This is a genomic window from Paenibacillus sp. FSL R7-0272 (assembly GCF_037969905.1).
Lineage (GTDB): Bacteria > Bacillota > Bacilli > Paenibacillales > Paenibacillaceae > Paenibacillus > Paenibacillus polysaccharolyticus.
The window spans coordinates 5,976,179-6,001,412 of record NZ_CP150221.1 but is presented as its reverse complement, the minus strand read 5'-3'; the positions used below and the strand labels follow the sequence as shown (position 1 = coordinate 6,001,412).

Below are 25,234 nucleotides of genomic sequence, written 5' to 3'. Positions count from 1 at the left end.
AACATATAAGTATAGTTTGTGACAATCGTTCGGATTCCCCGGCAGACCCCTGCATGTGAATCAACATTCTGATCGGTGAACTTAATATAGCAGCTAAGACAAACAAAGAGGGGTTGGATCATGGGGACGGTAGAAGGCGTTAACCAAGGCTTCTATGAAAATATTGAAGAAGCAGCGGCCCATATTGTGGACGTATTAAGTGGCATATTAAGAGTGAATACCATCTTTGTAGCCACGAATGACGGAGTGACTAATGTCATTCTGGAAGCCTTCAACCGCAAGGAAGAATTAATAGTCAAAGGGACTGCGCTTCCTTTTATGGAATCTTACTGTAGTCTGGTCTTGAGAGACAATAACAGTGTCGTTACCATTTCGGATACCACCGAGCATTTTGTAACACGATCAATGAATGTCACGGGTGGATTGGGTAATCGCTTTTTTGTGGGAGTACCTATTGTACGTAGAACAGGTGAAGCCTTCGGAACGATATGCATAATGGATGATCCAGGGTATAACATCAGTGAAACCGATATGAAGACGCTGAAAGCTATGGCTGTTTTTCTAGGATACGTTGTTGACCTGGAGAGTGCGCTGCACGTTCAGGAGCAGAGAATCAGCGATTCAGAACAATTGCAAGAAAAATTACAGGCGGAGAAGGAACGTGCCGAATCCGAGGCCATGACCAAGACACAAATGCTCAAACTGATGAGTCATGAAATCCGTAATCCACTGAACGGCATTTTGGGATTGACGGATCTGATGCGGACACCCGACATGTCGGAGGAACAAGCTGAGTATGTGAATATGATTGAAATGAGTGGCAATATTTTGCTCTCACTGCTCAACAATATGATGAACTTTAACATCAACGAGGCAGGAAAAACCGTAATTCATGACGACCCCTTCGATTTGGTCAGCACCATTGAGAACACCGTCTATCTCTATGCTGGAACAGCCGCTAGCAAAAAGATAGAACTGGGATTAAACCTGAATCTGAATGTATCCCAAGTTTTCATTGGTGATGAGATCAAGATAGGTCAGATGTTGGGCCATGTGATGCAATACGCAATGGATTCAACTCGTGAAGGTGCTGTTCTGGTGACAGCAGAGATGAGGGGAGAGGAAGTAGAGGATACAAGTCTTCTCTTGCTACGGGTTAGATACACGGGACAGATGTTATCCGACAACCGTTTGCGAGTTTCTACTGCCAAACCGGAAGCGATCAGTACGGAAAAACTGATTGGTAGCAATCTGGGACTAGCAGTCAGCCAGAATCTGGCCATTCTGATGCATGGTCGTATTCAGGTGAACAGCCTGCAAGGTGACGAAACAGAGTTCCAGATTTCATTGCCATTACGCAGATATTGGGACTTGCCGCAAATCACAAGTGTGCAGCAACGTTTGAAAGCTAAAAAAGTGCTACTCGCCAAAGATCCTGATATTTTGCAGGGCGTATCCTCCTTGATGCGGAATTGGGAGATGGATGTGCGCATGACTTCGGGTTCAGCCTCTGCATATGAATGGATCAAGGAAGGCTATAAGCCGGATGTGGCTGTTGTAGATCTGGGCTTGCGTGAGGGCATTACAGTCGATTTCGTCATTGCGCTGAAACAGCAGATTGAAGGCCTGCCTGTCATTGTGCTCGTTCCATATGGGATGCATATGGATATTCAGCAGACGGAGGTTTTTGATGCCGTGCTGACAAAGCCAGTTAGACAGACTGAGCTTTTAAATGCACTAAGTATTATTTTGCCATAAACGTTTGCTACGTGATCCGGCTATGTCATCTGAGCTAATCCCCCATATTGAAGTTAAGAGGACGTATACTTCATTGAAGTTAAGCGGGTGTAGACTACTATTGAAGTTAAGAAGTAATATAACTCTACCAAGGTTACAGAAGGCACATCACATCGCATGTGCCTTTTTTGCTGTTTTTCCTGAGTTTCTACTTATATGTTTTTCCATTTGTTCAGGTTGGGTTACAATAGGATATGGAACTTAACTTCATCATTTCTACATTCTGAGGAGGACATGCATTCATGGATTATCGCAGGTTAGGTGGAAGCGGACTGAAAGTAAGCGAAATCAGCTTAGGTAGCTGGTTGACGTACGGAGGATATGTGGAACGTGAAAATGCGGTGAAATCAATTGAAACGGCATTTGATGAAGGGATCAACTTTTTCGATACAGCCAACGCCTATGAGCGGGGAGCCGCAGAAGTATTGCTGGGTCAAACATTGAAAGCGTACTCACGAAGCTCTTATGTTCTCGCAACCAAGGTGTTTAACAAAATGGGTGATGGCCCTAACGATCACGGCTTGTCCCGCAAGCATATTATGGAACAGTGCGAGGCCAGCTTGAGACGCCTTGGCACCGATTATGTCGATATCTACTATTGTCATCGTTATCATCAGGAGACACCGATAGAGGAGACCCTTCGTGCACTGGATGATCTGGTGCGTCATGGTAAAGTGCTATATGTAGGTGTGAGCCAGTGGACAGCGGCTCAGATGGAAGCTGCGCTCGGTACAGCAGATCGCCTGTTGCTAGATCGTATTGTCGTGAATCAACCGGTATATAATATGTTTGATCGGTATATTGAGAGCGAGATCATTCCTTTGGGTGAACGTAAAGGCATCGGACAGGTTGTTTATTCACCACTTGCACAAGGTTTGCTGACAGGGAAATATACATCTGTCTCCGATATTCCGGAGAATAGCCGGGCAGCCAAGCTTGGCTGGGATGAAGGGAAAATTAACGCAGATCGCATCGGCAAAGTACGTCAATTAGTTGAAGTTGCAGACAAGCTGAACCTGAAGGTGGGACAACTGGCACTGGCCTGGATTTTGCGGCAAAATAATGTTTCCAGCGCTCTGGTCGGAGCGAGCCGTCCGGAACAGGTTAAGGAAAATGCTGCAGCTTCTGGAGTTAAGCTGGATGCTGCTGTTATTGCAGAGATTGAACAAATTCTGGCCTGACTCCAACTGGTTTTCTATAGAAACTGTAAGAACATCATTGATTTAATGAATGCGAAAGGGATGTCCCGCTTGCCTTGGTTGAGGCAGGTGAGACATCCCTTTCGTTTCGTCGTTAAGACTAATCCTCATCTCATAATGAATCATTATCTACAACCGTGATATTGCGAGGCGGCAGTGAGCATACCCTGTTGCGTCCCGTATTTTTAGCTTCATACAGCGCACGGTCAGCTTGATCAAACAGGTCGTTGTCATCGTGGTCATCACAGTGATCAGGATAAACGGCTACGCCTATGGAGATCGTGAGCTTTACGGTCTGCCCGTCTGGCAGGATGAAAAGAGATCGGGCCACAGCTTTCCGCACGGATTCTGCAATAGCCATGGATTGATGATATCCACAATCGAGCAATAGAATTGCAAATTCTTCTCCACCGTTACGGGATACAAGATCCGTGGAACGCGCATGTTCTACAAGCAATTGTCCAAGTTGCTTCAATACGGAATCTCCGGCAGAGTGACCAAACGTATCGTTTACCTTTTTGAATCGATCAATATCAATAACCAGCAAGGAAAGCTTCTGATGATACTGCCTAGCATGTTGAAGCTCAGACTGGAGAGACTGCTCGAATTGCCGCCGATTGCTCAGATCCGTCAGATGGTCTGTAGAGGCTCGTCGTTCCAGCAGAAATAACATCTCGTTGGATCTATTGATAAATTCAGCGATGAAATATATGAAAAGGCCGCCAGCAAAGGCTATGGTCATCTGTATGGGATATACTTTCATCAATGTATTCATGCTGGGTGTGTTCATTAGCAGTACGATAAATATCATGGTCATGCCTAAGAGATTCATAGTAATAATCTTGGTTAATCTGGACCACGAAGCGTAGGCAAAATACACACCAGCCAGCCCGAGTAGGATCATGATAAATGCTGCATCAATGGCTGCTGAGGTGACACCAAACATAACGATACGAAGGATCGCGATGATGATTCCGGTGATGACAGAAGCGAGCCCACCAAGATATACGGCTGCAGTTACGACAGCCAAATGCCGTAGATCCACAATGGTAGTGTCATTAATATGGAAAGAATAATTCATAAGCACTGTACCGTATAGACCGAATAAAAAGCCACCGACCAGCTGAACGCAAAGCGAGGGAAAAGGCAAACGAATGCTGTAGTATTTGGCGATGATTCCTGACAGGTACAGAAAGGAAATGATCACACAGAGATTGACAAAAAACGTGCTTAACAACCAGCATCCCCCCTTTTACGCACATCCCTCTATTTTATCTGAAAATCAGTGTGGGAGCGAACCATATAATCCCAAATGTTTGAAGGGTTTGGTTTTAATGCGCTATAAAATTCTAAAACGTAGCCGTACGGGACAATATTGACTTCCTTATGCATTAAGATTTATACTTAATCTAAATCAAAATTCTTTTGATATGTAAAAGCAAAGCGAACAAATATGTTCGAGAGGTATATACATTTGAAAAATAGAAAAAAGGGGACTTGGTTGTGAAAACGTTAAATCTGACAATACAACGGCAAGCCGTGTATGATGTCGTACGTAAATCAGAAGACCATCCAACGGCTGCGGATGTAATGAATCGCTTGGTGGAACAGGGGTACAATCTGGCTTATGGCACTGTATACAATTCTCTTCGCTATTTAACAGACAAAGAGCTCATCAGGGAGCTAAAACTTGGCGAAACAGCAAGTCGGTATGACGCCCGGATGGATGATCACCAACATATTATGTGTGAAGTATGCGGCAAAGTGGACGAAGTGATGACAGAAGTTCCTCCACAATGGATGAAGCAGGTAGCGGCAGAAACCGGTTATTCAATAGATCATGCACATGTGGTATTTGGAGGTGTCTGCGGGGAATGCAAAACCAAACGGGTCAAGTAAAAGTGAAATGGTCAGGCCGCCGTTTGCCACTTCGGGTCAAGCCTGCGCTGGCAGATTCAGGAACGGCACCTCTCGTGGACAACTGCCCGATTACCAGACGTGTCATTCTGATCAGCCCGATGCCGGGTCAGGTGCATGAGCTGGTGAAGGCTCTGACAGATAGTTGCTTTGACGTACTTGTGTTCCATCGCTGGGAACCGGATCTCCATGAACGCCTTGTTTTTGATCTACTGATCTATGACCTCTCGGTTGCCGGAACGATTGATGCATTTACGGGAATCCACAGCCGGTTGAACCGCGAGGCGGAACAAACGACACCATGTCTCTACCTGGTGGGGGAGAAGATGATTGGCAGTGCAAGCGGACCGATGCTTCAGGAGGAGTTGCTTGTATGGCCTGCACGTCCGCAGGAGGCACTTTACCGTGTACAGCGCATGATTGGAAGTAGTCCTGTAATGCCTAAGCGAGCTTTTTTACCTGAAGAGGGACAGCGAATCGGATTCAAAGACTTGGTGCTGGATCGGGAGCGCATGAGCGTGCAACGTGATCAGGATCGCATTCACTTGACCAAGACGGAGTATGATCTGCTACTCAAGCTGATTGATGCCAAAGGGGCAGTCATCTCGCGTGAAGAGATGCTTAGTGATATTTGGGAGACTGATTTTACAGGTGGAAGCAATGTGGTGGATGTGCATATCAAAAGCTTGCGCAAAAAATTGGGCGATAATGCCTCTTCGCCGCAATATATCGTTACGGTAAGAGGCGTGGGCTATCGATTGGCGGATTAATAGTATCCTATTAAGTTGAACTAAAGATTTTACACCAACTTATATAGATACAAGAATGGCCTCACGTAGTGTGGTGCGATTGGGAATATGGGCTCATGGTTATCTTGTTAGCGATTCAGATAAGGCGTAGATCGTTTATTAAATGATCTACGCCTTATTTTATTTTCCGGTGTCATATGCAACCTCTTTCGTATGCTTCATGTTTCATTCATCTTTAGCGTAACAACCTCATCTGAACCTCATACGAACCTCATGCAGTAGATAGATGGGACATGTTAGAATGATTTTAACAGTTAGATCAAGTCTAAATGTATATTTGAGCGAACAACGAATATGAATGGAATTAGTAGATAGATACAGCAGACATGAGACCCATTATAAGGAGGACGACAGGATGACAGATCGTTTGACAACTAACCAGGGAGCACCGGTAGGAGATAACCAGAATTCACGCACAGCAGGTAGAAGAGGGCCAACCTTGTTGGAGGATTACCACCTGATCGAGAAAATCGCTCATTTTGACCGTGAGCGCATTCCTGAACGGGTTGTGCATGCAAGAGGCGCAGGAGCACATGGGGTGTTTAAGCTGGAGCAGAGCATGAAGGCATATACGTCAGCCGATTTCCTGCAAGAGCCGGGCACAGAAACGGATGTGTTCGTACGATTTTCAACTGTAATTCATGGTACGGGTTCTCCCGAGACCGCACGTGATCCTCGCGGGTTTGCTGTTAAATTCTATACACGTGAAGGCAATTATGATATTGTGGGTAACCATCTGCCTGTTTTCTTCATTCGGGATGCCATTAAATTTCCGGATATGGTGCATTCTCTCAAACCGGCTCCAGATACCAACATTCAAGACCCGGCGCGATATTGGGATTTCATGACCCTCTCCCCGGAATCAACTCATATGATGACTTGGCTGTTCTCGAATCTGGGCATTCCGGCCAACTATCGGGAGATGGATGGATTCGGAGTACACGCATTCAAATGGATCAATGACCAAGGTGAAGTACACTATGTGAAATACAAATGGGAGTCAGCGCAGGGTGCTCGTGGCCTTTCTCGTAAGGAAGCTTCCGAAGTTCAGGGACAGGATTTTAACCACGCAACGCGAGACTTGCATGAACATATCAAAAATGGAGAATATCCGCAGTGGAAGCTGCAAGTGCAGCTGCTGAAGCCGGAACAGATGGATGATTTCTCTTTTGATCCGCTCGACCCAACGAAAACATGGCCTGAGGATGTACTACCGTTCCAGACAGTAGGGACGATGACATTGAATCGTAATCCTCAGAATTTCTTCGCAGAAGTGGAGCAGGTCGCATTTTCACCAAGTGCTGTTGTGCCAGGCATTGAACCGTCTGAGGATAAATTGTTGCAGGGTCGTCTGTTTTCTTACCCGGATACACAACGGCACCGTCTTGGACCTAACTATCTCCAAATTCCGGTGAACTGCCCGTATGCACCTGTGCGCAATCATCAGCGTGATGGGCTCATGAACGTGAACCAGGACCCATCTCCCGTAAACTATGAGCCTAACAGCTCAGGTAACAGTCCACAGGAAGATCCGGCTTATCGGGAAACCCAGGTTCCATTACAGGGGCATGTCACACGGGAAAAGATTGAGAAAACGGATGATTACACGCAGGCAGGAGAGCTGTTCCGTTCTTTCACACCAGAAGAGCAGCATCATCTGCTGGATAATCTGACGAATGATCTCAAAGCTGTACCGGTAGATATCCAGATGCGAGCATTATGCCACTTCTTCCGGGCTGACGGTCAGCTGGGTGGACGACTGGCTCATGGCTTGGGTGTAGATATCTCTGGGCATATGCCAAAATAAAGCGGGAGTACTTGAGGATGCGGGAACTTCCCGCATCTCGCACAAGCGAATAGCTGGTCTTTATGTCAGCTTGGAAAGGTTATGATACGAACCGGGTATGACTGCAATTTTGCAGAATTGCCCGGTTTTCTTATGTACTTTTATACACAAATGAAAAACATTTTTACAAATCATTTACATAAAATACCTGACATAGAGGTTGACTTCTCATTTCTGGACACTACAATGGGTAGTGTGAGGGGTGTCAGAATATGAGAATACTCAATTTTAAAGTGGGCGAGCGAGGACTGAATCGTTTTTTTGGACCACTTGAGGCCAAGATTATGGAAGTATTGTGGGCTCGTCCCGGCAGCAGCATCCGTGAAGTACAGACGGCACTGGAACAAGACAAAGACGTAAATTTCAATACGGTTATGACTGTGATGAATCGGTTGGTGGATAAGGGATTACTCGGCAAAACACAGAAGGGCCGCACATCGCTGTACCGGCCGGTACAAAGCAGGGAGGACTTTATGAACGATCAATCCAAGGAACTGTCCCAGGAATTGGTGGACGAATTCGGGACACTGGCAGTGAATCACATGCTGGATGCGTTAGATGAAGCCGACGAAGGCTTGATTGAACGGCTCGAAATGAAGATTAAGCAATGGAAAAAGGATAACGATTAAGATGTGGAAGACCCGTTCCAAGATTTTGTTCACCGTCGGGTTGGGTATTCCGGTACTCGTGCTCATGCAGATGTTCATGTATGCGATGTATAAAATATTTGGATGGGACATCCGGTTGAATCTGCTATGGCTGTGCAATCACTGGATGAGTCGTATGGGGTGGATGTCTGTAGGTCAGTTCCTGTTGCTTCTGGTTTTGCTGACTTTCGCTGGTACAAGCTGGATGTTGATTAGACGAATTGTCCAGACGCGTGCCGCGGTAACCAAGCTCCGCTCCATGGAGGTTCGGGCTTGGTCAGAAAAAATGAATGCAAGGTACAGGCATCTGAAGAAACCCCGATTTCTTGTTGTAGACAAGCCTTCTCCGGTTGCGTTTACCATCGGGTTATGGCGCCCTTGCATCGTGCTTTCCACAGGACTGCTCCGTATGCTGGATACGGATGAAGAGAAGGCTGTCGTGTATCATGAGGTACACCATCTGTGGCATCGAGATCCACTGAAAACAACATTGCTCTCGGTATTTGCTACGATGATGCCGTATATTCCTGTGCTGAAACATACGTCACAGCAATATCGCATAGTGAGAGAAATTTTAGCAGATAACGAAGCTATTGAACGTACGGGTAATGCCGCCGGTATTGGCAGTGCACTCTTGAAACTGCTTCGGGCATGCACACCAACTGGGGAGGGAAGAGCGATGACGATTCAGTCCTCATTTGCCGATACGTCGGTGAATGTGCGCATTTCCCGTCTGCTGGACCCCGAACGGGATGTTACACTGCGCTTACCGCGATATGCCATTCTAATCTCTGTAACGGTGTTTCTGTTATTGTCTGTTCTGTTTGTATGGTCGATTGGATAGAAAACGACCAAGAATCAAGCAATCCATTAGGACTAAAATTATGAATGAAATGGGGAGATGTATGATGAATAACAAAACCATTGAAATTGGACTTTTTTTCTCAAGGATTATGATCGGACTCATTTTTCTATTACATGGCTGGAGTAAGTTCGAGGGTGGAATTAGCGGTACGGTTGGTTTCTTCGAAAGTATAGGCATTCCCGGTTTTATGGCATCTGTTGTTGCCGTAATTGAACTGGCAGGTGGCGCGGCCATGATCTTGGGCCTGGGTACACGTGTGTTCGCCTTGTTGTTCATCGCGGTTATGGTCGGTGCAGTATTCACAGCCAAGGCGGGGCAACCGTTTTTGATGGGAACAGAGTTCGACTACATGCTGATGGCAGGATCATTGACTCTTCTCCTGACAGGCAGCCGCTTTTTGGCGCTGGATTATCTGTTTAACCGGCAAGGAGCTACACGTCAGAACAGCCAAAATGTGAGTGCCTGATCTGCATCAGAGAGGAAAGCGACATAACAGGATGAGTATAATCAAAGCATAATATAACGATTTATAGAAAAGTGTAACGGAAAGTGTTAAAGCGCAGGAATACGCCTGCGGCCAAGCTCTTTGCTTGCCAGTCCGACGAGGTAACGGTGATTGCCGGATCGAGCTGACAGGTAAAGAGCTTTTTGGTTTGAAGGAAGGAGCGTCACTTTTTGGCTTGGACGTATTACCTTAACATTTGATATAATGAGAATAAGTATGCTACTAAGAAAAAATAAGAGGGATCTGCACGAACCATAACAGATTTGAGGAGGTTACGCGATATGATTAAGGTTATTCCATCTGAAGCACGTTCCAGCTTTGACCGTGGCTGGTTGCGGGGCAGTCACAGCTTTTCCTTTGGGGAGTACCAGGACCCGGACAACACTGCTTTTGGACCCATGCGGGTAGCCAATGATGATGTCATCGCACCAGGTCGCGGCTTTGGGGCACATCCACACAGTGATATGGAGATCGTATCCATCGTGCTGAATGGCAAGCTGAGACATGAAGATAGTCTGGGCAATGTTGCCGTAACAGGCTTTGGTAGCATTCAGCGCATGTCAGCAGGAAGCGGCGTCATTCATACAGAGCATAATGCCTCAGATACCCAGGAAGTAAGACTTCTCCAGCTGTGGTTTATGCCACATACGAAAGGGTTACAGCCATCCTACGAAACGACTTCGTATGATACAACTGCTCTGGAAGGCGCTCTTGTGCCTGTAGCATCATCCGATGGTGGGCCGCGGGTTGCCACGGTTCATCAAGACATGACGATTTACCTTGGGCGGTTATCCAAGGGCAAGACGCTTGATTTTGAACAGAACGAAGGTCGCCGCATGTACATTTTCTCCATTGAGGGCAAGCTTGGCCTGCAGAATGAACATGTGCTTCATACAGGAGATACCGCACGAGTGGAGCAGACTTCTTCCATAAAGCTGGAAGGGCATGAGGATACGTTTTATATGTTGATTGATTTGCCTTAATAAAAATAAGAACTCCCACTCCAAGATCAAAGGAGGAACGATACGTATGGCACAGCAGGAATGGTTTATGGTAAAACATGGGGTCACCGGGCGTGGGCTGGCGAACAGCAAGACGGATGCAGCCTTGTCTTATCGCTTTCAGCAGGAAGGAACAGGTTACCTGTTCACTGTATCGGGACTTGAAGAGCAGACCGCCTTGAAGATTGTTGAGCTGAGACAGGAATTAAACGTATTCCGTTTCGTACAGCGCAAAGACCGTCCTCTGACAAAGCACTGGTATTATGTTGACGGCGACCGCGTAAAATATGACAGCGAGCGGCATTCAATCACCATCTATGCCAAGTCGGAAATTCAATATATACCTGATGATTATTTTGCTGACTAACCGAACAGAGATATGTGTATGATCTAAGCTTGTTATTCTGTTCATGGTGTAAGTTATTGATTTAACACGCATGGTTCAGTTTTCAAGTTGATCGTTTCGATCGTTAAGTTAAGTCTTCCCTTGAGGAAGGCTTTTTTTTGTAAAAAAAGACCACATAATTCCCTGCCTTCTGGCACAAGCTACCTTGTATAAAAACCAAGAATGGAGGGGCGGCATATGGCAGCTAAATCATCAAAAGGTAGCGAAAAGTCCAAGACTTCAGCATCAACGACTGACAGTAGCAAATATGTACCCTTGGGACTGCCGTCCCCACCTATTCTGAAACAACCGATCAGTGCCGTACATACCAATCAAATTCAGGCGTTGAAAGAAATCTTCTCGAACTCTTCGGATGTCGTGTTCCGCAACGTTATGATCACACCAGAGATTCAGGGGCTTCTCGTGTATGTCGAGGGGATTGTGAATTCGGCCGATATTCAGGAGCATATGCTACGCCCGCTTATTCGAGGGCTGATCCAGCAACGGACTGACGAGCCGGATGTGCCGATAGATGATACACGAATTGAATTAACGCAGGTCAAGCGAGTTCAGACATGGGCTGCTGCGACCGAGGGCGTGCTTGCCTCATCGGCGTTACTGGTTATGGACGGAGAAGCCGAAGCATGGTTATTCAACGTAAAAGGCGGGGTACGGAGAGGTGTAGAGGAGCCGCAGACGGAGTCGGTCATCCGGGGGCCGCGTGAAGGATTTACCGAGACGCTACGTATGAATACGGCTTTGCTTCGTTTCAAGCTGAAGACACCTGCACTCAAAATGGTAAGTATGACGCTTGGCTCCGATACCAAAACCGATGTTGTTCTCGTCTATCTGGAGGGAGTCGCCGATCCTCAATTGATCCAGGATGTCAAAAAACGTCTGGAGAAGATTGAAATCGACGGTATTCTGGAGAGCGGTTATATCGAGGAACTTATCGAGGATAACCCGAATTCCCCGTTTCCACAGATGCACTATTCGGAGCGTCCGGATACAGTTGCCGCGAATCTGCTGGAAGGTCGGTTTTCCATCATGGTAGATGGCACACCGTTTGCATTGATTGCACCCGTGACGATGTGGCAGATGTTACAGGCTAGTGAGGATTATTATGAACGCTTCTTCATTACCAATTTGATTCGTTGGATCCGCTTTTTGTTTGTGTTTATTGCATTGTTCCTGCCAGCATTGTATATCGCCATTACGACCTTTCATCAGGACATGCTTCCAACTACATTGATTCTCAGTATTGCCGGTGCCCGCGAAGCCATCCCTTTCCCGGCACTCATTGAAGCGCTCATTATGGAATTATCCTTTGAAGCGCTGCGGGAGGCAGGGGTCAGGTTACCCAAAACGGTGGGGCAAGCGGTCAGTATTCTCGGTGCCCTTGTGATTGGTCAAGCAGCGGTACAGGCAGGTATTGTGTCTGCCCCAATGGTTATTATCGTATCGATGACGGGGATTGCATCCTTCACCATTCCGCGCTTCAACTTTGCCATTACCGTAAGGCTGTTACGGTTTCCGATCATGCTTCTGGCAGGCATGCTGGGATTATACGGCATCGTGATTGGTCTAGTGCTGATTTCTGTACATCTGACACAGATGACTTCTTTTGGTGTACCTTATCTGTCAGGGGTGAGCCCATACCATAAGAAGGATACCAAAGATATTTTGGTCCGGGTGCCTTGGTGGAAAATGATCAATCGTCCTTCGACCGTGCACCGGGATCGCAAACGTATGACCAGAGATATCAATGGTTCGCCGGAAGCAGAGGAAGGATGGTGATTCCATGAAGTTTTTGATTAAATATAGAGCTGTCATTTCGTTGATTTTGTGTACATCTCTGCTTACAGGTTGCTGGGATCGCGAAGAGATTAATGATGTCGCCTTTGTAATCGGTATTGCTGTTGATAAAGAAGGGGAGGATTACCGGTCTAGCCTGCAGATTGCCCTCCCTGGACAGTCGGGTGCTTCGGGCAGTGAAGGTGGCGGTGGAGGAACGAGTGGAGATAAACCGTGGTTTATCCTCTCTAATACAGCTCGTACACTGCGTGGGACATCGCTTGAGGGTCAGAAGTCACTCTCTCGCCGAATTTATTATGCACACCGTCGTACCATCCTTATTGGCGAAGAATTAGCACGGGAGGGGGTTGCCCCGATGCTTGACCTATTTACAAGATATCCACTTAACCGTTTGTCGGCAATGCCTGTTGTCACCAGGGGCGAAGCACATAAAGTTATAGACACGGATGCACCGATTGAGAAGTTCCCTTCCGAGATGGTGAGGGAATTATGCTTCCTTAACATGAGGAATCCAAGATCCCTTAAAACATTTATAGACTCCATTCTGGATGAAGGAGTGGACCCATTTCTACCTATCGCATCCGTTTCAGACAATGTACCACAGGATTGGAAGGGCGCCATAACCAATATCAAACTGGATGGTTTAGCTATTTTCAAAAAAGACAAGCTGGTAGGCATGATGGACAAGGCCCCTGCCGATGCACTGATTCTTGCCATGGGTGAAGCCAACGAACCCGAAGTTATGATTAAAGCTCCACGGGGAAAAGGAGATATGTTCATTAAATTAAACGAGAACAATTCGTCCCTCCATCCCAAAATTGTGAATGGCAAAGTGAGTGTAACCATTCAGATGTACGCCAAGGGTGTGCTGGTGGATAATGAATCGGATTATGGTGACAGGCGCGAAAAGGAAATTTTAAATTTGAATGAAGCCGTACACCGAAAGATCAAAGAGGATATTGAGGAAGGTATAAGGCTGGTTCAGAAGAAATTCAAAGCAGACATTATCGGCATCGGCCGTTCCATCCATAGGCAGTTACCCAAGGAATGGGACAAGATTAAAGATCGCTGGGAGGTTCTCTATCCGGAGGTTCAAGTAACTGTGGACCCGCATGTCATTATTGAGAATGTCGGTATTGTCAATAAACCGATTGGAGTCGTAGAGGAGGACATCATACATGATTAAACCGCTACTGTTTACCTATCTGGCAATGGTAATCGGGGTGCTGATTATGGATTTCAGGCATCTGAAACAAGCGGCCTCCATTAATCGCTGGCTGTCTTATGGAATCATTGCGCTTGGAATAGGCCTCTGGCTCTACGTTACGACGCTGAACAAAACCGTATTCCTATCGGTATGGATGAGTCATATTATTCAACGTCTGCTGCCAATGCCTTGAGGATGTGGCATATGTAATCTTGATATGCAAGAAACAGGTACGGAAGGAGGGGCAGGATGATTCAGAAGGTAACGCACAGGCAAATGATCTTGATGCTCATGCTGCTTAGTATTACGGGTACACTGCTACAACCTCATGCACAAGCCATTTATTATGCAGAACAGCATGCCTATCTTTGTTACATACCCGTTGTTCTGATTATGTTTACATCGATGTGGCTGCTCAGCCGTGTCCAGCGGCGTTTTCCAGACAAGGATCTGTTTGAATCATTAGTGACACGATTTCCCTTTCTGGGAAGATTGGCCGGATTGATGTACATCGCGTTTTTCTTCTTTGTATTCGCGAGAGATATTCGGCTAACAGGGGATTATGTAAGTATCACATTGTTGGAAACAACACCAATATCGATTATCGTGCTCTCTCTGCTTGTCATGGCTATATTTATCGTGCGAGGAGGGCTAGGTTCCCTGATTGGCATGGTGGAGTTATATGTAGCGCTTTTTCTGTTAAACTCCATCATTGTGCCGTTTATGCTAATTCAGCAGATCAATCTGGATAACCTGAAGCCCTATTTCGATGTTGACCTGGCGGGTGTGGGCAGGGGGAGCTGGTATCTCTTTTCGTTTTATGGAGAGATGATTTTTCTGCCCTTTATCGTAAGGGGAAGTGATTTTCGAGTAAAGTCTATCGTTACAGGCAACATCGTCACGGGACTGCTTATGATGCTTATTGTAATAGAAACGATCACCTCCATCGGTGTACCCATTGCTTCAAGACTTGTATACCCATCATATGAGCTGGCAAGACAGCTGCAGATTAGTGACTTTCTAGATCGATTCGATCTGGCGCTTGCGGCAGCAACTTTGCCTTGTATTATTACCAAGATTGCGTTTGACCTGTATTTAGTGTGCTGGGGGTTGAAACGCATGATTCCCAAAGTGTCTGGTAAAGTACTGACCGGACCCATTGCGTTGCTGGGTTTTGTATGTGCGTTCTGGTTTTTCCGCAATGCGATCCAACTGAATCGATTTACACGGGAATGGACATGGGTTGCCATTGTATTTGAGGTGCTGTTTCCAATCGTATTCTTTCTATTTCTTCGTCCGCGCAAAAAGGAGGCTGGGCATGCACCGAACTCTGAATCGGGAGATAGGGCCTCGAGAGGCAAACAGCAGGAAGGTGAACAGAAGCAGGAGCAGGCATCTGGTGAATCAGATCAATCTGAAGAGAAGTCCGAAGAGAAGTCCGAAGAGAAGTCCGAAGAGAAGTCTGGTGATAAGTCAGCGGAAAAGTCCATAGAGAAGAAAGGTAAAACATCACCTGGCGGCGGCAATCTGCAGCCTTCCTGATGCAAACCATAAAAAATCGTTATAGCTAAAGAGGCCGGAAAGCAAGCAGACATGGTTTCCCTCCGCAGAAGTACCCTGTATACTGTAGTCAGATTGATGAACTTTCGGCTTAATAACGGGGGGAACATGAATGGCTCAACATTTGGCAGGGGTACGTGTGGCATTAACCGGACCGAGAAAGTCCAAAGAGATGTCTCTATTGGTAGAGAAAATGGGCGGAATCCCGCTTGTGCGTCCTGCACAAGGCACGGTGTTTCTGGATGATCGTAACATTCGGGATGGACTGGTTTCCTGGATTTCTGATCCGCCGGATTGGGCAGTGTTTACGACGGGCATGGGACTGGATGCTTTGTTCGACATGGCTGAGGACATGGATGTAGCCGGACAACTTCGGAATGTCTTGGCTGAATCGTGTATTGCTGCTCGAGGGTACAAAACGGTAAATGCGTTAAAAAAGCTGAAACTAACACCTCTGGTACGAGATGATGACGGCAGTACAGACGGACTGATTCGTGAATTTGGCTCGCATGATCTTACAGGCAAAAAGGTGATGTTACAGCTGCATGGAGAAACGGCTCCCAAGCTGGTTCGCTGGTTAGAAGAACAAGAAGCTGTTGTGCGGCAGGTATTGCCGTATCGTCACGTACCGCCGGAAGAGGCAGAGCTGGAGCAACTGCTGAACGAAGTAATTCAGCATAAGTTAGATGCAGTGGCCTTTACAAGTGGGCCGCAGGTGCGGTTTTTGACGGAATATGCGACATCTCAAGGTAAGCTGGAGCAGATGCTGACAGCCTTCAAAGAAGGGGTAGTCCCGGCGTCTGTTGGTAAAGTTACGGCCAATGCCATGCGTGAGGAAGGCATTGAAGCGCTGGTTGTACCGGACGAAGAGAAGATGGGAGCGCTCATCGTTGAACTGGGACGTTATTTTGCCGCGAATCCGGTGGGTGTCCGGGAAGATTAATAAAGAGAGCATTCACAGGGCAAGAGTAGCTGTATGAAGAATAGCAGACGCAATTCGTATACAGAGGTATTAAGTTTAGAAGGAATCACATCAGTTATATGGATGGATATATCAAGGTTCTGATCCGTTATCGGATCGGGACCTTTTTTTCATTTTTATCCAAAATTAATGTTTAGGACAATCTTGAGAAGCGTGGACATTATTTCCTGACCGATGGTATGATGAAGACAATATGAAAACAGCAAGGTGCTCTTGCATAAAGCAAGAGGTAACAGGGAATCGGGTGCAAGTCCCGAGCGGTCCCGCCACTGTAATGGTGAAGCGTTTTCCATGAAAGTCACTCGGTATACCGGGGAAGACAGGAAAGAACGCTAATGATCCAGAGCCAGGAGACCTACCTTGCCTGTGTCACCAAACCCTTCGCGGAAAGGAGTGGTGTACGATAAGTTCGGGAAAGGGACAAACCGTGGTTTGTCCTGTGAGGCTCTATATGGGCTATTCTGGCTGCTTGTAATTCCTTATTATGGAATATTACAGGCCAGGTTTCCTGAGTGTAAGTACATGCGTATCTCATCCGTGATTAGGATGGGATTTTTTTGTTTTTTCGGACAGGAACGAAGTTGCCGAGTTAAGTAGAAGAAATGTTGTGTTACAGGGCTATAAGCAAAAGAGCCACATCTGTATCGGGGAATTTTTGGATAAACAAGGTTTGGGCATTAATCGCGTGACAAGTGGAGTGAGGGGGAAAAGGGATGCAAAAGCAAGGCAAGCTGCTGATCATCGGTTTCGGTCCAGGTGCGATGGAGCACATAACGAAACGGGCACTGGATGCATTGCAGGAAAGCGAGGTCATCATTGGATATAACACCTATGTGGATCTGATCAGGCCTTTGTTGAATGGACAAGCCATTGTGCGTACAGGCATGACGGAGGAAGTCAGCCGGGCACAGGAAGCAGTAAGACAAGCGGAAGCGGGCCACATCGTTGCCGTAATCTCCAGTGGGGATGCCGGGGTATACGGTATGGCGGGACTTGTATATGAGGTGCTGATCGAGCAAGGCTGGAAGCCGGATACTGGCGTAGCTGTCGAGGTTATTCCTGGCGTGTCGGCTATTCAATCGTGTGCGTCCTTGCTTGGTGCGCCTGTCATGCACGATGCTTGCACGATCAGTCTCAGCGATCATCTGACACCATGGGAAACGATTATTCGCCGGGTTGAGGCAGCGGCTTCCGCTGATTTTGTTATTGCTCTGTATAATCCCCGCAGTGGACGCCGGACACGCCAGATTGTAGAAACGCAAGAGATGTTGCTACGTTACCGTGATCCAAAGACACCGGTTGGCTTGGTCAAAAGTGCATATCGGGAGCGCCAGGACGTGGTCATGACGACGCTGGAAGATATGCTGAATCACGATATCGGTATGTTAACCACCGTGATCATCGGCAATTCCTCGACCATGATGTACGAAGGGCTCATGGTCACGCCGCGCGGATATCAGCGGAAGTATACGCTGAACTCCGCGGAACAGCCGCTCAGGCCACATGAGCGGCTACGCACCGAAGCCGAGCCATGGTCGCTCGGCGCGCAAGAAGCCCGCGCTGCCGCCTCCGGCGAGGCAGCGGGCAATGGCACGGCCCGCGATGCGCAGGCCGTGCCAACGGCGGAGCCAGCCCTGCGCGGCGCCAGCGCCGGAGCGGGCACGGCTCCGCAAGGGCAGCCGCCCGCAAGCGCATGGGCGGCGACCCCGCCTGCGGCAAGCCCGGCGAGCGGTGCTGGCACCGCCGTGCTTGCCGCAGAGCGGCCCGCGTCCGCGGCGGCAGAGGCCGCACCGCGCGCTGCCGCTGTGGCGCCACGTGCCGGCGCAGCCGAGCTCGCCGCCGAGGCGCTGACGCGGCTCGCGGCAGGCGGTGCGCTCGCAGGCGAAGCGGCAAGCCGCTGGCTGGACGCATCGGCGTCAGGCCCGGCAGCCTCGCAGGGCGCGAGCAGCGTAGCGGTGCTTGGCGCAGCCGCTGCTGTGCCCGTGCCGGGGCGCAAGGCGCCGCTCTTTGAGATCGGCGTGTCGCCCGGCGTGGGCAACAAAAAGTTCACCGCTGCTCAGATGGCCCTGCTGGCGCAGTGCGCAAGCGAGGATGGTGAACTCGAGTATACGCCAGAGCACCAGATTATTCTGAGAGTGCCGACGTTTGAACCGGATGCGTTGGTAGATGAGCTGCGCGCAGCAAACTTTATCGTGGTGCCGATTGGGGATGTGATCAAAGTCAAAGCTTGTGACTTCTGCAATCTGGAGAAGGACGACGCGGTGCCGATGGCTAACCATTTGCAGGACGTGATCGGTGGATTGTCTGCTCCGAAGGAAACGAGCGTAGCGTTAAACGGCTGCGGTATGGCTTGTTACGGGGCAGTGCTGGAGGATATCGGTATCGTGTACCGCAAAGGAGGATACGATCTGTTCCTTGGCGGGAAAAAGTTTGGCCGCAATGCCCACCCGGCTCAGCCTGTAGCAGAGGGCATTCCGGGTGATCAGATCGGCGGTATTGTGGAACGTATTGTCGCGGAGTACAAGGAAAAAGGCCATCCGAACGAACGTTTCCACAAGTTTTTTAAACGCGTTGGAGTTATTCAAGGCTTCCGCCATGTGGATGCGCCAGTCACTGTTGAAGTGAATCCGGTATGTGGTGACTAAGAGTGGAAGTGCGTAGTTTGGGTTACGGGCTTGAAGTCCACTTAAGCATCAGCGGCAGAGTAATCTACGGAAGATAAGAGGCCACAAAGCCAAAAGTTAACCCAGACACAACTTGGCTGAAACCCAGCTGATTGAGATAGATACAACATTTACAGCTTCATCAATACAGACTTAGACATAGATTATACCTTTCTTCCTTGGAACCGAGTGGAGAGCCTTACGAATATGAGAAATCTGATCTGTGGATCGGACAGAGGAGGAAATACGAAGATGGATGCAATTTTGTTGGTGGGACACGGGAGCCGTGATCCCGAGGGGAACCGCGAGTTAAAGGAGTTTGCACGTGAGGTCGCGGAGCAAGCACCGGAGAACACACTGGTCGAAACCTGTTTTCTGGAATTAACCAGACCAAGTATTGCGGATGGGGTTACCGCTTGTGTAGATCGAGGCGCAACCCGTGTCGTACTCGTACCGATTATTTTATTTGCAGCCGGTCATGCCAAGATTGATATTCCGAATGCGATTGATCGTGCCAAAGCACGTTATCCGCAAGTACAGTTTATCTATGGTCGTCCGATTGGTGTGCATGAAAAAGTCGTGCAAATTATGCAAACTCGTCTGCAAGAGGCGCAGCCTGTACGGATTGCAGCTCAAGGTGAAGGTGGAACAGATACAGCAGTTGCAGTGGCCGCTCCGCCTGCTACGGTGACTGATGAAGAGACCGCTGTACTTGTACTTGGACGGGGAAGCAGTGACCCGGATGCCAACAGTGACTTTTTCAAAATGACCCGTATGCTGTGGGAGAAGTTGCCGTACAGATGGGCAGAAAGCAGCTTTATCGGCGTAACCCAGCCTTCTTTCCCGGATGGATTGGAACGTTGCCTCTTGCTTGGTGCGAAAAAAATTATCGTCATGCCGTATTTCCTCTTTACCGGTGTGCTGATTAAACGCATTGATGAGATGACGGCCGAATTTGCAGCCGCACATCCAGATATTCAAGTCGAAATCGGCGGTTATTTCGGCTTCCATCCGAAGCTGGTCGAGCTGGTGTTGGAACGTGCACACGAGGGGCTATATGGAAGGGTTACAGCCAACTGTGACAACTGCCAGTTCCGCCTCGAAGCGGCCAAACACCATCATCACCATCACGACCACGACCATGGGCATGACCACGATCACGACCATGATCACGACCATGATCATCACCATGACCACCATCACCATGATCATCACGATCACGGACATGACCACGGGCACGATCACCACCATCATGAGCACGATCATCACGATCATAGTCATGACCACGAGCATTCCGAGCACGCTGCGGAGGCTGCATCTACTCGTGAGGCGACACTTGATTTCCATCATGACCATGACGAAGAGTTGCATCATTCACACCATGAGCACGAAGGACATCGGAGCAACCAGCAACACGCTTCAGAAGCAACAGCAGGAGATATTCAGCAGCATGCATCCTCTTCTCAGGCACAAGTGGCAGCAACTTCCGAGCAGGTGAAGCGTTCATGATTCTTATGTTATGCGGTACAAGCGATGCACGCGAACTTGCGATCCGAATCCAGCAACAAGGACATAACGTCCTGACGTCGGTTGTGACCGAGAGTGCAGCCCAAAGTCTGACCGAAGCCGGTTTATTAGTGCGGACAGGCCGATTGACCGTAGAGGCGATGGTGAAGCTGATTCTGGAAAATAATACCCCTGTCCTTGTGGATGCGAGCCATCCTTTTGCCGAAGAAGCCCATGCGAATGCTATGGAAGCCGCGAAACAAGCGGACATTCCTTACATTCGTTACGAACGAACGGGGCTTGCTTATGATGACCATGAACTATTACATGTCGTGTCATCTTATGATGAGGCAGCACTCAAAGCCAAAGAGCTGAAAGGTTCTGTCATGCTGACAACAGGCAGCAAAACGCTGCAAATCTTCACCAAGCACCTGCTCGGTGATCCGGATATACGACTTGTTGCACGCATGCTCCCCCGTCTCGACAATATGGAGAAATGCGGTGAGCTGGGCGTAGAGCAACGCAATATTATTGCGATGCAAGGACCTTTTTCCAGGGAAATGAACGAAGCACTGTACAAGCACTATGCAACAACGGTGATGGTCACCAAGGAAAGCGGTAAAACCGGAGCCGTGGATGAGAAAATCCAGTCTGCACTGGAGCTGGGTATTCATGTTGTGCTGATCTCACGTCCAGAGGCGGAGTTTGGCACGGTGTTTGATCATTTTGATGGTGTACTGGACGAGCTGAAAAGTATTTTGGGAAATAATCTCCCCGATAGGCTTAATTTGAATAACGCAACTTTGAACGGCTTGATTGTAAATATCGAAAGAAGAATGGAGTGATTCGGGTGGATTTTAAGACGGAATTTAAACCGCTGACCGTGCAACCTCAGGAAATTGAAGGTAAGAGCTTTGAGATGATTACGGAGGAACTGGGGGAACACCCGTTTACCGATGAGCAGTATCCGGTCGTACAGCGTGTCATTCATGCTTCGGCTGATTTTGAACTGGGCCGTAGTATGGTATTTCACCCGGATGCGATCCAGGCGGGAATTGCGGCGCTACGTGCAGGTCAGTCAGTCATTGCCGATGTGCAAATGATTCAGGCGGGTGTGAGCAAGGATCGTATTCGCGGTTTTGGCGGCGATGTACATGTACATATTTCCGATCCAGATGTAATGGAAGAGGCCAAACGCCTCAACACCACTCGTGCCATCATCTCGACGCGCAAAGCAACCCAAATGTATGACGGGGGCATCTACGCCATCGGTAACGCGCCAACGGCGCTACTGGAATTGATTCGTCTTGTCAAAGAGGGCGAGGCCAAGCCGGGGCTGATCATCGGCATGCCGGTAGGTTTTGTATCTGCGGCCGAGTCCAAGGACGAGCTACGTAAGCTGGACATTCCTTTTATCACCAACATTGGTCGCAAAGGCGGCAGCACCATCGTTGTGGCAGCACTTAACGCAATCTCGTTGATGGCTGTAAAGGCATAGAGCGGCGGGAGTACTAAGGCGGTTTGCCTCGTTCGACCAGTGAGGTCAAACGAAATCTACCTGATCTGATTTAAGTCTGGTTAGCGAGTCGTGCCGAATCCTAATGAGAACTGGAAGAGTCTTCACTAAGGGCCATGTCCGAATCTGTTAAAGTCCAGCAACTTCTAACGATCACCAGGAAGCTTATTTTGAGTGAAATCACCCTTTTGAAATTCTAACGATCCTGAGAAACGTTATTTCGCTCAAAACCACCCAAAAGCGCTGGAAATCGCACTGTTTTAGTGAAATAGCGTCTCCTGAGATCGTTAGAATTCCAGCGAGGGCATATTAGGCCAAATAACGTTATCTGTGATCGTTAGCGCTCAGTCGTGAGTGTGTGGGTGTTAAGTAAATGAGACGCTTAGCGTGCGAGTCACCAGAGATGGGGATTCCGCTCCGGTAACTTCTAACGATCACCAGGGGTTAGTGTACAGTTACTAGCACCGCAGTTGTTGAGTAAAACTAAAATCAATGTATCAACATCCATACAAGACCAAACAACAATGAACAATCAAAATCAACCAACAATCAACATAAGCGCACGAACAAACTAGCATATAGAAGGACGGGAGGTTCAAAGCCATGGAAAAGAAACGCATGAAAAGCGGAGAAGCACCGGACCCGGATAAACCGATGCGTTCCGGCTTTACGACCGGTGCGTGTGCGACAGCCGTTGCCAAAGGAGCGACACAGCTCCTGTTAACGGGTCATATCCCTGCGCAAGCCGTGGTTTCCTTGCCCGCCGGCTTTGACCACTCGTTCGAGCTGATCGAGCAGGAACTGATGACGGACGGCACGGCGACTTGTGCCACGATCAAAGACGCCGGGGATGACCCGGACGCCACACATTTGGCGAAAATCATTGCGCATGTGTCTTGGCGGGACGAGCCGGGGGTAGAGCTGGATGGCGGCATTGGTGTGGGGCGTGTTACGAAGCCAGGATTGCCCGTGCCTGTTGGGGAAGCGGCCATTAATCCCGTGCCGCGCCGTATGATTACCGAAGCAGTCACCCAAGTACTTGCGGAATATGGTACTGCAAGAGGGGTACGAGTGGTTATCAGCGTACCGGACGGCGAAGAGATTGCGAAGAAAACGCTCAATGCGCGGCTTGGCATTCTTGGCGGTATCTCCATTTTGGGTACACGCGGCGTGGTCGTTCCGTTCTCTACTTCGGCGTACAAAGCCAGTGTGGTACAGGCGATTTCCGTTGCTCAGGCTTCCGGTTGTGAGCATATTGTACTGACAACAGGCGGCAGCAGTGAGAAATACGCCATGAAAATGATGCCCGAACTGCCGGAGGAAGCCTTTATTCAGATGGGTGACTTTGTCGGCTTTGCGATCAAACACGGGAAACGATTGGGTATGAAACGCATCAGTCTGGTCGGGATGCCAGGCAAATTCGCTAAAGTGGCTCAAGGGGTCATGATGGTGCACTCCAAAAGTGCGCCGGTGGATTTTGGATTTCTTGCGTCCGTGGCTCGCGAGACCGGAGCTGGCGATGATCTGGCGCAAGCGATCGAGGAAGCCAACACGGCGACTCAGGTAGCAGATATGATGACCGAAGCGGGATATTTGCCTTATTTTGAAAAGTTATGCTTATACGCCTGTCAGCACTGTCTGGAACATGCGGGGGGCGACGTAACGGTGGAAGTGGTGCTCGTCACCATGAAAGGAATGGAACTGGGGAGGGCGGAAATCAGTGAACTCGAACATAACAACTGGAGCAAAGAATCGTAACATCCGCATTATTGGCGTAGGGGAAGAAGGCGCGGCGGGGCTGACGGCAGACAGTCTACAACTCATTCAGGAGGCCGATGTGCTGGTAGGCGGCGAACGTCTGCTGCAATTTTTCCCAGCGTTTGCGGGAGAGAAGCTGGTGATCAAGAGCAGTTTGAATGACCTCGTTGCGAAAATAAAAGCGTTGCAGGACTCTCACACCATCGTTGTGCTTGCCTCAGGAGACCCGCTGTTTTACGGCATCGCCGGGTATTTCGCGCGCAAACTCGGCCCGGATCAGTTGGATATCCGGCCTAATCTCAGCTCGCTGCAGCTGGCATTCGCAAGGCTTGGCGAGAGCTGGCACGACGCCGTGCTTGAAAGCGTGCACGGTCGCCCCCTCAAAGGTCTAGCCCAGCGCATCGATGGCAAAGCCAAAGTCGCGCTGCTCACGGACGAGCATAACAGCCCCGCTGCGATCGGGGCGTATCTGCAACAGTTCGGCATGACGGAGTACGATGCCTACGTTGCGGAAAACCTGGGCGCGGCAGACGAGCGTGCCCGCCACTACACCCTGGACGAGCTGGCAGCGGCTGAGTGCAGCCCGCTGAACGTCGTCATTTTGTTGCGCCGTAAAGATGCACCGGCGCCGCGCAAAGGCTTCGGGTTTGCAGATGAAGAATTCCATCAGCGCAAACCCGAGAAGGGCCTCATCACCAAGCGTGAAGTCCGCGCGTTCAGCTTATCTGAGCTGAAACTGGGCGAGGACAGCATCGTGTGGGATATCGGCGCAGGTTCCGGATCGGTGGCGGTGGAGTGCACGCGGCTGGCGCCGCGAGGCCAGGTCTTCGCCATCGAAAAGAACGAAGGTGACCTCGTGAACATCGAGGCCAACCGGATCAAATTCCGGACGGATTTTACCGTCCTTCATGCCAAAGCGCCAGCGGGGCTGGACGAACTACCGGGTCCCGATGCGGTGTTCATTGGCGGCAGCGGCGGTGAACTCGCGCAGCTGATCGCTTTGTGTGCGTCCCGGCTGCGCCCCGAGGGACGCATTGTCGTGAATGCAGCGACCATCGAAACGCTGCATGACAGCATGAAGGCGATGCGCGATGCGGGCATGGATGCTTCCGTGACTTTGCTGCAGACGGCGCGGAGCAAGCCGATCCTGAACATGACCCGTTTTGACGGACTGAATCCGATCTATGTCATTACAGGTCAATTTATAGCAGGAGCAGAAGCGGAAGCCGAAACAGCGAACGGAGCGGAATAGTTTG

General features: G+C 49.0%; 22 protein-coding genes and 1 riboswitch. Of the genes, 21 read left to right on the top strand and 1 reads right to left on the bottom strand.

What is annotated here, in order from left to right; all coding sequences use genetic code 11:
* Positions 1-120 precede the first annotated feature (120 nt).
* Entirely contained in the window at positions 121-1,758 is a 1,638-nt protein-coding gene (locus MKY23_RS26310; protein ID WP_339833356.1) for a histidine kinase dimerization/phospho-acceptor domain-containing protein, read from the top strand.
* A gap of 281 nt (positions 1,759-2,039) precedes the next feature.
* Positions 2,040-2,978 (top strand): aldo/keto reductase family protein, encoded by a 939-nt coding sequence (locus tag MKY23_RS26305; RefSeq protein ID WP_251510337.1) that lies wholly within the window; start codon positions 2,040-2,042, stop codon positions 2,976-2,978.
* A 130-nt stretch (positions 2,979-3,108) separates the two neighbouring features.
* Here MKY23_RS26305 and MKY23_RS26300 read toward each other — a convergent pair whose 3' ends face one another.
* A complete protein-coding gene (locus MKY23_RS26300) occupies positions 3,109-4,233 on the bottom strand; it encodes a diguanylate cyclase (RefSeq protein ID WP_339833348.1) in 1,125 nt (374 codons plus the stop codon).
* A gap of 266 nt (positions 4,234-4,499) precedes the next feature.
* Here MKY23_RS26300 and MKY23_RS26295 point away from each other — a divergent pair, with 266 nt between their 5' ends.
* From MKY23_RS26295 to cbiE, 19 genes are all read left to right on the top strand, one after another.
* Entirely contained in the window at positions 4,500-4,895 is a 396-nt protein-coding gene (locus MKY23_RS26295; protein ID WP_090924136.1) for a transcriptional repressor, read from the top strand.
* Positions 4,871-5,683, top strand: coding sequence for a winged-helix domain-containing protein (locus MKY23_RS26290; RefSeq protein WP_154890284.1), 813 nt, complete (start codon positions 4,871-4,873; stop codon positions 5,681-5,683). Before MKY23_RS26295 ends, MKY23_RS26290 begins: the two co-directional genes overlap by 25 nt.
* Positions 5,684-6,077: 394 nt before the next feature.
* Positions 6,078-7,529 (top strand): catalase, encoded by a 1,452-nt coding sequence (locus MKY23_RS26285; protein ID WP_221789687.1) that lies wholly within the window; start codon positions 6,078-6,080, stop codon positions 7,527-7,529.
* Between the two features lie 251 nt (positions 7,530-7,780).
* Positions 7,781-8,197, top strand: coding sequence for a BlaI/MecI/CopY family transcriptional regulator (locus tag MKY23_RS26280; RefSeq protein ID WP_090924139.1), 417 nt, complete (start codon positions 7,781-7,783; stop codon positions 8,195-8,197).
* Position 8,198: 1 nt separating this feature from the next.
* Positions 8,199-9,059 (top strand): M56 family metallopeptidase, encoded by an 861-nt coding sequence (locus MKY23_RS26275; RefSeq protein WP_090924140.1) that lies wholly within the window; start codon positions 8,199-8,201, stop codon positions 9,057-9,059.
* A 64-nt stretch (positions 9,060-9,123) separates the two neighbouring features.
* Complete coding sequence (locus MKY23_RS26270) at positions 9,124-9,546, top strand: DoxX family protein (RefSeq protein ID WP_090924141.1); 423 nt, start codon at positions 9,124-9,126, stop codon at positions 9,544-9,546.
* A 320-nt stretch (positions 9,547-9,866) separates the two neighbouring features.
* On the top strand, positions 9,867-10,568 hold the full coding sequence (locus MKY23_RS26265; RefSeq protein WP_090924142.1) for a pirin family protein: 702 nt from the start codon (positions 9,867-9,869) through the stop codon (positions 10,566-10,568).
* A gap of 46 nt (positions 10,569-10,614) precedes the next feature.
* Positions 10,615-10,953 (top strand): hypothetical protein, encoded by a 339-nt coding sequence (locus MKY23_RS26260; RefSeq protein WP_339833336.1) that lies wholly within the window; start codon positions 10,615-10,617, stop codon positions 10,951-10,953.
* A 216-nt stretch (positions 10,954-11,169) separates the two neighbouring features.
* Positions 11,170-12,768 carry a spore germination protein gene (locus MKY23_RS26255; protein WP_090924144.1) on the top strand — a complete coding sequence of 533 codons (1,599 nt, stop codon included), beginning with the start codon at positions 11,170-11,172 and terminating at the stop codon, positions 12,766-12,768.
* Positions 12,769-12,772: 4 nt separating this feature from the next.
* On the top strand, positions 12,773-13,972 hold the full coding sequence (locus MKY23_RS26250) for a Ger(x)C family spore germination protein (protein ID WP_167375828.1): 1,200 nt from the start codon (positions 12,773-12,775) through the stop codon (positions 13,970-13,972).
* Positions 13,965-14,186, top strand: coding sequence for a hypothetical protein (locus MKY23_RS26245; protein WP_090924146.1), 222 nt, complete (start codon positions 13,965-13,967; stop codon positions 14,184-14,186). Before MKY23_RS26250 ends, MKY23_RS26245 begins: the two co-directional genes overlap by 8 nt.
* A gap of 56 nt (positions 14,187-14,242) precedes the next feature.
* Positions 14,243-15,535, top strand: a complete 1,293-nt coding sequence (locus MKY23_RS26240) for an endospore germination permease (protein ID WP_339833327.1) — start codon at positions 14,243-14,245, stop codon at positions 15,533-15,535.
* A 130-nt stretch (positions 15,536-15,665) separates the two neighbouring features.
* Positions 15,666-16,496, top strand: coding sequence for a uroporphyrinogen-III synthase (locus MKY23_RS26235; RefSeq protein ID WP_339833324.1), 831 nt, complete (start codon positions 15,666-15,668; stop codon positions 16,494-16,496).
* A gap of 227 nt (positions 16,497-16,723) precedes the next feature.
* Positions 16,724-16,913, top strand: a riboswitch (cobalamin riboswitch).
* Positions 16,914-17,248: 335 nt separating this feature from the next.
* Positions 17,249-19,180, top strand: a complete 1,932-nt coding sequence (cobJ, locus tag MKY23_RS26230) for a precorrin-3B C(17)-methyltransferase (protein WP_339833321.1) — start codon at positions 17,249-17,251, stop codon at positions 19,178-19,180.
* Between the two features lie 270 nt (positions 19,181-19,450).
* Positions 19,451-20,707 carry a sirohydrochlorin chelatase gene (locus tag MKY23_RS26225; protein WP_339833318.1) on the top strand — a complete coding sequence of 419 codons (1,257 nt, stop codon included), beginning with the start codon at positions 19,451-19,453 and terminating at the stop codon, positions 20,705-20,707.
* Positions 20,704-21,549: a precorrin-6A reductase gene (cobK, locus tag MKY23_RS26220; RefSeq protein WP_339833315.1), complete on the top strand. Its 846-nt coding sequence runs from the start codon at positions 20,704-20,706 to the stop codon at positions 21,547-21,549. The genes MKY23_RS26225 and cobK overlap by 4 nt, the downstream gene beginning before the upstream one ends.
* A 5-nt stretch (positions 21,550-21,554) precedes the next feature.
* Complete coding sequence (locus tag MKY23_RS26215; RefSeq protein ID WP_090924152.1) at positions 21,555-22,202, top strand: precorrin-8X methylmutase; 648 nt, start codon at positions 21,555-21,557, stop codon at positions 22,200-22,202.
* Positions 22,203-22,823: 621 nt separating this feature from the next.
* Positions 22,824-23,978 carry a cobalt-precorrin-5B (C(1))-methyltransferase gene (locus MKY23_RS26210; RefSeq protein WP_339833311.1) on the top strand — a complete coding sequence of 385 codons (1,155 nt, stop codon included), beginning with the start codon at positions 22,824-22,826 and terminating at the stop codon, positions 23,976-23,978.
* Complete coding sequence (cbiE, locus tag MKY23_RS26205; RefSeq protein ID WP_339833308.1) at positions 23,941-25,230, top strand: precorrin-6y C5,15-methyltransferase (decarboxylating) subunit CbiE; 1,290 nt, start codon at positions 23,941-23,943, stop codon at positions 25,228-25,230. The genes MKY23_RS26210 and cbiE overlap by 38 nt, the downstream gene beginning before the upstream one ends.
* Positions 25,231-25,234 lie beyond the last annotated feature (4 nt).